The sequence below is a fragment of the Methylobacterium sp. CM6246 genome, assembly GCF_054818005.1.
Genome location: NZ_JBTXKY010000001.1, coordinates 4,426,073 through 4,435,604, shown reverse-complemented (window position 1 = coordinate 4,435,604; position 9,532 = coordinate 4,426,073). Strand labels below are relative to the sequence as shown.

Sequence of the window (9,532 nt, the reverse complement as noted above, 5' to 3'; positions counted from 1 at the left end):
CCTGGGCCGATCCCTCGCCAAGGAATAAAAAAACGTCTACACGGCCGCTCCCCGAACACGCCGACATGACGACGCTTACCTGCCGCGTATGCAGGACTGAGCCTGGAGAGCCTGAACCATGCCGATTCTCACCTTCCCCGACGGCAACACGCGGGAGGTCGCCGCCGGCACCACCGGCCGCAGCGTGGTCGAGGGCATCGCCAAGTCGCTGGCCAAGCGGACCGTCGCCATGGCGCTCGACGGCACGGTCGCCGACCTCGACGATCCGATCGCCCGGGACGCCCGCATCGAGTTCCTCGACCGGACCGACCCGCGCAGCCTTGAGCTGATCCGCCACGATTGCGCGCACGTGCTGGCCGAGGCCGTCCAGAGCCTGTGGCCGGAGACGCAGGTCACGATCGGCCCGGTGATCGAGAACGGATTCTACTACGATTTCTACCGCGAGACCCCGTTCACGCCCGAGGATTTTCCGAAGATCGAGGCGAAGATGCGCGAGATCATTGCGCGCGATGCCCCCTTCACGAAGGAGGTCTGGAAACGCGAGGACGTGCGCGCGCTGTTCGAGGGCAAGCAGGAGAAATTCAAGGTCGAGCTGATCGACGCGATCCCGCCCGGCGAGGATCTGAAGATCTACCGGCAGGGCGATTGGTTCGACCTGTGCCGCGGCCCGCACATGACCTCGACGGCCAAGGTCGGCGCCGCCTTCAAGCTGATGAAGGTCGCGGGCGCCTACTGGCGGGGCGATTCGAACAACCCGATGCTGACGCGCATCTACGGGACCGCCTGGGCGGCCCAAGCCGACCTCGACGACTACCTGCACCGTCTCGAGGAGGCCGAGCGCCGCGACCACCGCCGCCTCGGCCGGGAGATGGACCTGTTCCACTTCCAGGAGGAAGGGCCGGGCGTCGTCTTTTGGCACGCCAAGGGCTGGACGATCTTCCAGGAGCTGATCGCCTATATGCGCCGCCGGCTGCGCGGCGACTATGCCGAGGTGAACGCCCCGCAGATCCTCGACAAGGCCCTGTGGGAGACCTCCGGCCACTGGGGCTGGTACCGGGAAAACATGTTCGCCGCGCAGTCGGCGGGCGACGAGGCCGAGGACAAGCGCTGGTTCGCCCTCAAGCCGATGAACTGCCCGGGCCACGTGCAGATCTTCAAGCACGGCCTGAAATCCTACCGCGACCTGCCCCTGCGGCTGGCCGAGTTCGGCGTGGTGCACCGCTACGAGCCCTCGGGGGCCATGCACGGGCTGATGCGCGTGCGCGGCTTCACGCAGGACGACGCCCACGTGTTCTGCACCGAGGACCAGCTCGCCGACGAGTGCCTGAAGATCAACGACCTGATCCTCTCGACCTACGCGGATTTCGGCTTCGACCAGATCGTCGTGAAGCTCTCGACCCGGCCCGAGAAGCGCGTCGGCTCGGACGCGCTCTGGGACCACGCCGAGGACGTGATGACCCGGGTGCTCGCGCAGATCGAGGCGCAGTCGGCCGGCCGGATCCGCACGGAGGTCAACCCGGGGGAGGGCGCGTTCTACGGGCCGAAATTCGAGTACGTGCTCCGCGACGCCATCGGGCGCGACTGGCAATGCGGCACCACGCAGGTCGACTTCAACCTGCCCGAGCGATTCGGTGCCTTCTACATCGACGCCGACGGCACCCGGAAGTCGCCCGTGATGGTGCACCGGGCGATCTGCGGCTCGATGGAGCGGTTCACCGGCATCCTGATCGAGCACTTCGCCGGGCATTTCCCGCTCTGGTTGTCCCCGGTCCAGGTGGTGGTGGCGACGATCACGGGCGAGGCCGATGCCTACGCGCGCGATGTCGTGCGGGCCCTGGAGCGGGCAGGGCTGCGGGTCGAGGCGGATCTGCGCAACGAGAAGATCAACTACAAGGTCCGGGAGCACTCGCTCGCCAAGGTGCCGGTCCTGCTCGCGCTCGGAAAACGCGAGTCCGAGGAGCGCACGGTCTCGATCCGGCGGCTCGGCAGCCAGCAGACCCGCTCGCTGCCCCTCACGGAGGCGGTGGCGGCCTTCGTGGCGGAAGCGACCGCCCCGGACCTGCGCCGGGCGCAAGCCGTGGCCGACACGGTCCCGACCAGCGACACAATCCTCGACGGGCATCACGGCGTCCACGCGACGCCGTGACGTTTGGGGGCGGATGGACCGTCGGCCCGCCAAGATGAATCGGCGCAGAGAGAAGAATCAGCCGATCCCCGCGGCGGGCATTCGCAGGGATCGGTTGGGGCCGACTTAGGCTTGCCCGGTCGAGCCGGGCAACCCTAAGTCATCGACCCTGATCGCCCGCAGGCGTCGATTCACGCGACTTCCAGAGGGGTTGCAGCCTGTGTCGCGGAGTTTCGGTGCGAACGCCGTTTCGTCAAGGTAGGCGAAAGGAATCCCATTCTAAGTCGCCCCGGTAGCAGTCTTCGGCGGATCCTCCGGCCATCGAGCAGGAGCCAGGATCCCGCCGGGTGCTTGAAGGGGGTCGCCATGAAGGCGCGGGCGGGCAGGGTTTCGGCGCGGCTGGAACGCCATGAGCGGGCGCCGATCGCCGCCTCCGGGGGCTACGGGTTCCGTCGCGACCGGCGGCTCGGGGCCCGGATCGTCCGGGCCCTGGACAGCCTGCCGCTCGGCTTCTGCCTGTTCGATGCCGGCGACTGCCTGGTCTTCGCCAATGCCGGCTACCGGCGGATCTTCGGACAGACGGCTGGGCAGGCGCGGCCAGGCATGCATGCCCGGACCCTCATCGCGCTCAACACGGCGCGGGGCCTCAAGGCCGATCAGGACCCGGCCAGGATCTGGGCGGAGCGGCGCCGGATCCTGGCCCGGCACGATCCCGAGACCGTGCTGCAGATGCTCTCGGACGGGCGCCAGGTCGCCCTCACGCTTCAGCCGCAGCCCGATGGCGGCTGGGTCGCCCTCTACGAGGACGTGACCGAACGCCAGCGGGCGGAGGCGCTGCTGCGCCACAGGGCCGATCACGACCCGCTCACCGGCCTGCCCAACCGCTCCCTCTTCGAGACCCGCCTCGACCGGGCGGCAGCCGAGCCGGGCGGCTGCGCCCTGCTGGTCATCGACCTCGACGGCTTCAAGCCGGTCAACGACGTCTACGGCCACGCCACGGGCGACGCACTGCTGCGGCAGGTGGCCGAACGGCTCCGGGAGGGTCTCGACGATCGGGATACCGCGTCCCGCCTGGGCGGCGACGAGTTCGCCCTGCTGCTGGACGACACCCCGCTCGCGACCGTGCTGGACTTGGCCCACCGCATCCACCGACGGCTCACTGAACCCTACGATGTCGGGGCCGATCGGCCGGTCCTGATCGGGGCCGCCATCGGCATCGCCTGCGCACCGGTCCACGCCACCCAGGCGCGGATCCTCGTCGCACAGGCCGACGCGGCGATGTACCAGGCCAAACGGCTGGGCCAACCCTGCCTGTGGGACGCCACGCTGCGCCTCGGCCTCGCGCCGGTCGGTCCGGTGGCCCCGTGACGGCCGGCGGCCCCGCTCACCGGGCCTTGTCGTGCTCGGCGAGGCCGACGGCCTTGTAATCGTAGGTGGGGTAGAACTCGGTGCGGTATGCGCCCCAGGCGGTATCCTCGAGGACGCGGTTGATTTCGCGGAGCCGGGTCGCGGGCAGCCGCAGGACGATGATCTGCCCGATGCCCATGACGACGTTCCAGGACACGACCTCGACACCCGGCGGCGGGAAGGCCTTGTAGAAGCCCTGCTTGGCCAGCTGCGCGTTCAGCTCGGAGAGCGGACGCGACTGGTCGTGCCGCAGGAAGACCGTGAGCAGGATGGCGTTGTCCGGCGTCGCCGGGGCCGAGCCCGCCTGCGGCGGCGGCGGCGTCTGGGCCATGGCCGGAAGCGCCGTCGAGCAGGCCAGCAGCGCAAGCGCCGCCAGACCCGTCCGGGTCGCGATCCTCGAGCGTCTCATGCGTTCTCCCCGCTCCTCCGAACCGGCGCGACACCAACGCGCCACGCCCGCTTTCGTCGCAGCACGCGCGACCGGCGGCCCGGGTGTTCAGTCCGGCTCGACATCGTAGGACAGGCGCAGCCGCAGGCGGACGGCGCCCTGCTCGTCCCGGACGGCGATCACGTAATCCTGCCGCACCCGCGGGTCCGAGAGCCCCTGCGCGATCCGGGTCATCATGCGCACCGCCTGCGCCTGCGCGGCGGCGAGATCGGGCAGGTCGAAGCCCTTCTGGTCACGAACCAGGTTCGCACCATCGTGGAGATCGATGAAGTATCGGGGCACGGATATTGGCTCTGGAGACGCGATCGCGCGCCAGCATCGTGCTACGTTGTTTCTACGTAGTGTCCAGTGGGCGAAAGATGCATTTCGCCCCCGGCGTATACCTGCCGCGGTCCAGGCCTCGGTGAGATGCGTCAACCGCCCTGCAGGCTCTCGGCGAAGTCTTCCGGCACCTCACCGAACTGGCCGAGGATGGTCACGCCCTCGAGCTCGCCGGTCTCGTCGTCGGCGACCACCTTCAGCGCCGCCGCGCCCGGCATCCGGGCGGCCAGCGCCTCGGCCTTCTTGAGCGCGCCGAACTCGCTCTGGGCGGGCTCCTGCCGGGCCGGCCTCAGTCGCTTCCGATGCAGCTCGAACGGCTGCACCACGAATGTCGTCTTCATCGCCATCCGCTTCTTTTGAAGCACGCGGCGCGGTTGCGATAGGGCGTCCCCGCGAAAGATGGCCGCCGGCTCGCCGGGGGCGGCGACGCGTCCGGCCGTCCCCGGTCAGAGGCTGCGGGTCGTGACGCCGAGCGCCAGCAGCAGGTAGGCCCCGATGAAGAACCATTGCCGGTGCGCCACGACCGTCCGCCCGACCATCGGGATGCGGGTGTAGAGGCTGGCGACGGCAAGGCCGATGAGCACGGCCGAGACCAGGAAGGTGAGCAGGCGCGGGGCGGACAGCGTGGGCATGCCCCATGCTCGCGCCGGGACGGTTACCGGCGCGTTACCGGTCGAGCCCCGGAATGCGGGGCCGGTCCGGCGTGAGCGGGCCGGTGGAGCCCGGCAGCAACCCGACCTGAGCCAGCCACAGCGCCATGATCGCCCCGGCGATCAGGGTCGCCAGCGAGGCCAGCCGGCCGGTCCAGCGCCGCGTGATGATCATAACGGCCAGGACGACCAGAAGGGCGAGGAGGAGAACGAGCAGGAGCATGGTTGGCCAATGCCATGCCCGAGCCCGCGCGTCACCGCGGCGACGACCGCCTTTCAAAGACTAATCGCCTTGAAGTTGAGAATATCGGGGCACCCCAATCATGCAAGGTGCGGAGCCGGGGAGGGCTGGCGCCGGACGCCACCGGGGGATCGCGGCTGTGCCTTAACCATGACGCTCGATCCCCTCTGCGCCCCCACCGTGCAGGTCCAGCCGTGGTCGCAACGTCGGGCGCACAGTCCTGCACACACACTCACCGTGTCGCAACCAACGCCGGCAGGCCAACGCCGAGATGCTGCGGAGGCCTGACAACTTCCCCTGATCCAACGATCACTCTGTTGAAGAAGAATATTCCACGCCTGCGCTGACAAAGCATGTGGTGCTACGCTCGGGCCGGCGGACGCATCATCGGGTCTTCGACCAAACGGTTCGAATCACGGGCCGGACCAGGAATCCGTATAATCTCAGACGCGGCAAACGATTGGGCGCGGGCCGGAAACACTGGGGCAATGATTTTTTAAATCTGCAGACCGCCAGGATAGTTCACCTGACGGTTGTGTCAGAATTCCCTACCCGGGGGCGCGAGCATGCACAGCGATCATGTCCGTTACGCATCCAGAAGAATGATTTTGTAACTTGCATTCGGGTGGGAGAAGTAGCAAATCGCGTGTGAGGGGTACATCGGGAACCATGAAGTGACAGAAGAAGCGATTGTGCACACGCCTGACCTTATCGGCTTGGCGGGCGACGTCGTCGCCGCCTACGTATCGAACAATCCCGTTCCGGCCAGCGAGCTGCCGGCCCTGATCGCCCGGGTGCACGGCGCGATCGCAGGTCTCGCCTCCGGGACGAGCGCCGCCGCAGCCGGTGCTGAGGCGCCCGTGGCCGTCGACAAGCCGAGCGCGGGCCAGATCCGCAAGTCGGTCCAGCATGACGGGATCGTCAGCTTCATCGACGGCAAGACCTACAAGACGCTCAAGCGGCACCTGACCGCCAACGGTCTCAGCCCGCAGAGCTACCGCGAGCGCTACGGCCTCCCCACCGACTACCCGATGGTCGCCCCGAGCTACGCCGAGCAGCGCTCCGCCCTCGCCAAGGCGATCGGCCTGGGTCAGCCCGGTGCCATGGCCCACCGCGAGCGCAAAGGTCGCAAGGCGGCCTGAGCGACATCGACTTCGACGCCTCCGGCGGCGGATGCCGCCGAGGTCGTCCCGGCCCTGCACGACCGGTGCGCGCCCTCCGGATCCCTCATCCGTCGCCAGCGTGCCGCCTTCTACAAGTCCGGGCCGTCACGTCATTCGGTCCGGCCCGTAATCGTTGCCCCGCAGCCACACATGTCTGCGACGTGGCCCGACACGGACAAGCTGCCACACTCTGCACAAAGCTGATGCCCACGCCGGTACCTGTGAAGAACAGGTGCTGGGTCGAAGCATGATGAAGCGTGAGCAGACGAACTCCGTGGTGGCCTTCCCGACGCATATCGCGCCGACCGTGGCCGACGAGGACACCGCTTCGGTGATCGCGGTGCTGCAGGAGCAGCTCGCCCTCGCCCGCGAGGGGCGGCTGCGCTCGGTGGCGGTCGTCTCGGTCTCGACGGATGGCGAGGCGATCGGCACGCACTGGTCGTGCAAGGGCGCCGACATCTCCAGCCTGATCGGCAAGCTGACCGTGCTGACCCACGACATGATGTCGGCTAGGAAATAATCGGCCCGGAAATACTCGGTTTGGAAATACTCGGCCCGCACGTCGTTGGCCGGAAAGTCGCCGGCCGGAGAGTCGCTGGCCGGAGAGTCTTCGGTTCGCACGCGATCGGTGCTTCAGGGGCGTAGGGTCCAACCGGTCCTGCCGGAGGCCGACCCGCCGGGGACGGACAGGTCCGCTCGCGAGCCCCATCGCGCAGGGCCCAGGACGAACCGGGCCTGCGTGCCGCGATCCGATGCCGCTTCGCCGAGTCTCGGGCCCGGGGGGCATCCGGAAGCGGCAGCCCTATCTCTCTGTGTCGCGGGGTCGGCGCCGCGCGCGCTGCGTCGTTCCCCAGCCCACAGAGGATCCCCACACCGATGAGACGCGTTCTGCTCGCCGCCGCGCTGGCCGCGTCGACCCTGCCGTCCGCACCCGCGATGGCCGAGGACGACAAGCGCACCGAGACGATCGAGGGGCTGGTGCGGATCATCGGCGCCCAGGCCGGCATCGTCCTGTATTGCCGCAAGATCTACACCGTGGACGACACGGTGTCCGAGGGTCTGTCCCGGACGGTGCGAAGGGCCCTCGACGCCGCCCTCGGCCGTCGAAGGGCTCAGGCCGCCATCGCGGAGGAAGGCCAACGCGTCGCCAAGACCATCGCGGAGGTCGGAGCGGACCAATGGTGCGCCGACCAGCGGGACATCCTCAACACGGACGGCGTTCGGGTCTTTGTGGATTGAGGGGCTCGGCCCACCACCGTAAGCAGAGGGACCTTCCAGGTTTTTCGCCTGGAATAACCGCCGCGGGTGCCAGATAACGCGGCGCGCTCCACCGTCGTTCTGCAGTGCAGAACAGATTATGGCCTTGTTCCCACTTGGAACGTCTGTCATGTTTCGAGGACGGACGTCCTGAAAGCAGATCACGCCGGCTGCAATCGTCCTGACAAGAGCCCAAAGGGCCAGCAAGCCGGCGTCGGAGGAACACGCCATGTCCACACCGATCACCATCGCCGTCGCCCTCATCGTGTGCGGCGTCGCGGTCACCGCGTTCGCCTTCACCCGCGCGCCCCGGTCGAAGGACTTCGCGGGCTGGGACGTGATGTTCATGAGCGGGATCGGCGCCGTCGCCCTCGGGTTCCTGGCGACGCTGGTCGGGGTGGTCACCGGATAGTGAGGCCTCGCACCCTCCTTTGAGGGCGGACGCGGACAATCCGATGCATTTCCGGAACCGGTTCTGAACCCGACGCGCCGATCCTGCGCGCTTCGCAGTTCACGAGACGGCAATGCTTGATCGACGGAGCGCCCCGCGCACGGTGCTGAACGAGACCGGCAGCATCTCCATCGACGAGCACCGCAGCCTGCCTTGCATCGTCTACGATCGCTCGCTGGGCGGCGTCCGCGTCGCCCTTCCGAACGCCGAGATCGTGCCGGAGCACTTCGTGCTCAACATCGACGCCAGCGCCGAGATCCTCGTCTGCCGCTCCGTGTGGCGCAAGGCGGAGGAGATCGGCGCGACGACGAACGAGCCGGAACCCGCCCGGCCGAGCCTCCGTCGCCGGCCGGCCTGAGATCCCTCCGACCGGAGATTCCCCCGGCCGGCGCGCCTGTCAGCCGGAGCGCCGCGCGTTCCAGCGGCCGCTGCAGGTGACGATCCCGCCGGTCGACCGCCACGTGCCGCTGCCGGCGCCCTGCGTGTCGAGGCTGCCGTCGATCGGCACCGTGTTCGAGCCGCTGGTGATCGTGGCCGCGACGCGACCGCTCGACGAGACGCCGCCGTCGATATCGACGTCGTCCCCCGGGATCGAGGCGTCGCTGTCCTTGATCTGGACCTGATAGCTCGTCGAGGCCGCGCAGGGCCCTTCGGAGGTCGTCGCCACGATGGTCCAGGCGCCGTCGTAGCGATTCGGTATCTTGATCTTCTTCGTACCCGCGAGGGCTGGTGTCAGGACGCCGACGATCAGGGTCGCGGTCAGGATCGGGACAAGGCAACGGGGCACGGGGTCACTCTCGCTCGCGCCGCCGGGACCGACCACGCCGAGACAGAACCGTGAGAGGCCAAAACGGTTGCCTTGGCCATTCGGCGGGCACCTTCGCGCAGGACAACCGTTCTGTCCGTGCCGGGCCCGCCGATCGCGGGACGCGGCACCGCCCCCGGGGGACCCGCCATGCCCGATCCGAGATCACCCGGCGCCGACGAGGCGCCTGAACCCGAGCTGCCCCAGGGCCTGCCGATGCCGCCCAATACCGGCGACATGCCGCCGCCGCGATTGCCTCCGGCTCCGGAGGACGATCCCGCGCCACCGGGACGAGAGCCGGCGCCGGAGATCGACGACGTGTCGGGCCTGTGAAGACCGCCGGTATCGTGCGGGCGCCCCGGCCGATGCGGGTGTGCCTGGGCCTGGCCGCCTCGCTGGCGTCGGTCCTGGCGGCCGACGCCGCCGAGCCGCTCACCGTCGAACGGCTCAGCGCCGACGGCTGGGAGATCGCCGGCTACACCGGCACCTTCGACAACCGATCGTCCCTGATCCTGTTTCGGAGGAAGGACACGCGGTACCTGGTTCAGTGCTCGATCCTGTACGACGTGACCCGCAATCCGCGCGTGATCACCAACTGCTACGAGCTGCACTGAACCGGCTGGCGGCGGATCGGGTCGAACTTCGGCGGCCCGCGCCCGTTGGC

At 68.7% G+C, this 9,532-nt stretch carries 15 protein-coding genes; 9 read left to right on the top strand and 6 right to left on the bottom strand.

The features are described from left to right. Window positions 1-118: 118 nt before the first annotated feature. Complete coding sequence (gene thrS / locus ACYQPG_RS21555; protein WP_461231718.1) at window positions 119-2,146, top strand: threonine--tRNA ligase; 2,028 nt, start codon at window positions 119-121, stop codon at window positions 2,144-2,146. A 330-nt stretch (window positions 2,147-2,476) separates the two neighbouring features. After that, window positions 2,477-3,493: a diguanylate cyclase domain-containing protein gene (locus ACYQPG_RS21550; protein ID WP_461231717.1), complete on the top strand. Its 1,017-nt coding sequence runs from the start codon at window positions 2,477-2,479 to the stop codon at window positions 3,491-3,493. A 16-nt stretch (window positions 3,494-3,509) separates the two neighbouring features. Here ACYQPG_RS21550 and ACYQPG_RS21545 read toward each other — a convergent pair whose 3' ends face one another. The 5 genes from ACYQPG_RS21545 to ACYQPG_RS21525 all read right to left on the bottom strand — a co-directional run bounded on the left by ACYQPG_RS21545 (window position 3,510) and on the right by ACYQPG_RS21525 (window position 5,174). Further along, complete coding sequence (locus tag ACYQPG_RS21545) at window positions 3,510-3,941, bottom strand: hypothetical protein (protein WP_419830175.1); 432 nt, start codon at window positions 3,939-3,941, stop codon at window positions 3,510-3,512. Window positions 3,942-4,028: 87 nt separating this feature from the next. Further along, a complete protein-coding gene (locus ACYQPG_RS21540; RefSeq protein ID WP_147907028.1) occupies window positions 4,029-4,262 on the bottom strand; it encodes a DUF6894 family protein in 234 nt (77 codons plus the stop codon). A 131-nt stretch (window positions 4,263-4,393) separates the two neighbouring features. Continuing rightward, window positions 4,394-4,648: a hypothetical protein gene (locus ACYQPG_RS21535; protein ID WP_058194295.1), complete on the bottom strand. Its 255-nt coding sequence runs from the start codon at window positions 4,646-4,648 to the stop codon at window positions 4,394-4,396. A gap of 99 nt (window positions 4,649-4,747) precedes the next feature. Next, window positions 4,748-4,933, bottom strand: a complete 186-nt coding sequence (locus ACYQPG_RS21530; protein WP_147853858.1) for a hypothetical protein — start codon at window positions 4,931-4,933, stop codon at window positions 4,748-4,750. A gap of 34 nt (window positions 4,934-4,967) precedes the next feature. After that, window positions 4,968-5,174 (bottom strand): hypothetical protein, encoded by a 207-nt coding sequence (locus ACYQPG_RS21525; protein ID WP_147907029.1) that lies wholly within the window; start codon window positions 5,172-5,174, stop codon window positions 4,968-4,970. Window positions 5,175-5,884: 710 nt separating this feature from the next. Here ACYQPG_RS21525 and ACYQPG_RS21520 point away from each other — a divergent pair. The 5 genes from ACYQPG_RS21520 (at window position 5,885) to ACYQPG_RS21500 (ending at window position 8,421) form a co-directional block, all read left to right on the top strand. Beyond that, the gene (locus ACYQPG_RS21520; RefSeq protein WP_461231716.1) at window positions 5,885-6,334 is read left to right on the top strand and encodes a Ros/MucR family transcriptional regulator; all 450 of its coding nucleotides are present in this window, start codon (window positions 5,885-5,887) and stop codon (window positions 6,332-6,334) included. Between the two features lie 271 nt (window positions 6,335-6,605). Continuing rightward, a complete protein-coding gene (locus ACYQPG_RS21515) occupies window positions 6,606-6,875 on the top strand; it encodes a hypothetical protein (protein ID WP_187193712.1) in 270 nt (89 codons plus the stop codon). Between the two features lie 356 nt (window positions 6,876-7,231). Next, complete coding sequence (locus ACYQPG_RS21510) at window positions 7,232-7,594, top strand: hypothetical protein (RefSeq protein WP_147907032.1); 363 nt, start codon at window positions 7,232-7,234, stop codon at window positions 7,592-7,594. 247 nt (window positions 7,595-7,841) lie between these two features. Further along, the gene (locus ACYQPG_RS21505; protein ID WP_147857066.1) at window positions 7,842-8,024 is read left to right on the top strand and encodes a hypothetical protein; all 183 of its coding nucleotides are present in this window, start codon (window positions 7,842-7,844) and stop codon (window positions 8,022-8,024) included. A 112-nt stretch (window positions 8,025-8,136) separates the two neighbouring features. Then, complete coding sequence (locus ACYQPG_RS21500; RefSeq protein ID WP_461231715.1) at window positions 8,137-8,421, top strand: PilZ domain-containing protein; 285 nt, start codon at window positions 8,137-8,139, stop codon at window positions 8,419-8,421. Window positions 8,422-8,460: 39 nt separating this feature from the next. Here the strand turns inward: ACYQPG_RS21500 and ACYQPG_RS21495 are convergent, their stop codons facing one another. Next, window positions 8,461-8,850, bottom strand: coding sequence for a heme utilization protein (locus ACYQPG_RS21495; protein ID WP_147907034.1), 390 nt, complete (start codon window positions 8,848-8,850; stop codon window positions 8,461-8,463). 168 nt (window positions 8,851-9,018) lie between these two features. Between ACYQPG_RS21495 and ACYQPG_RS21490 the strand changes: the two genes are divergently transcribed. After that, entirely contained in the window at window positions 9,019-9,201 is a 183-nt protein-coding gene (locus tag ACYQPG_RS21490) for a hypothetical protein (protein WP_461231714.1), read from the top strand. Then, the gene (locus ACYQPG_RS21485) at window positions 9,198-9,482 is read left to right on the top strand and encodes a hypothetical protein (RefSeq protein WP_246692640.1); all 285 of its coding nucleotides are present in this window, start codon (window positions 9,198-9,200) and stop codon (window positions 9,480-9,482) included. The genes ACYQPG_RS21490 and ACYQPG_RS21485 overlap by 4 nt, the downstream gene beginning before the upstream one ends. The last annotated feature ends 50 nt before the right edge of the window (window positions 9,483-9,532 follow it).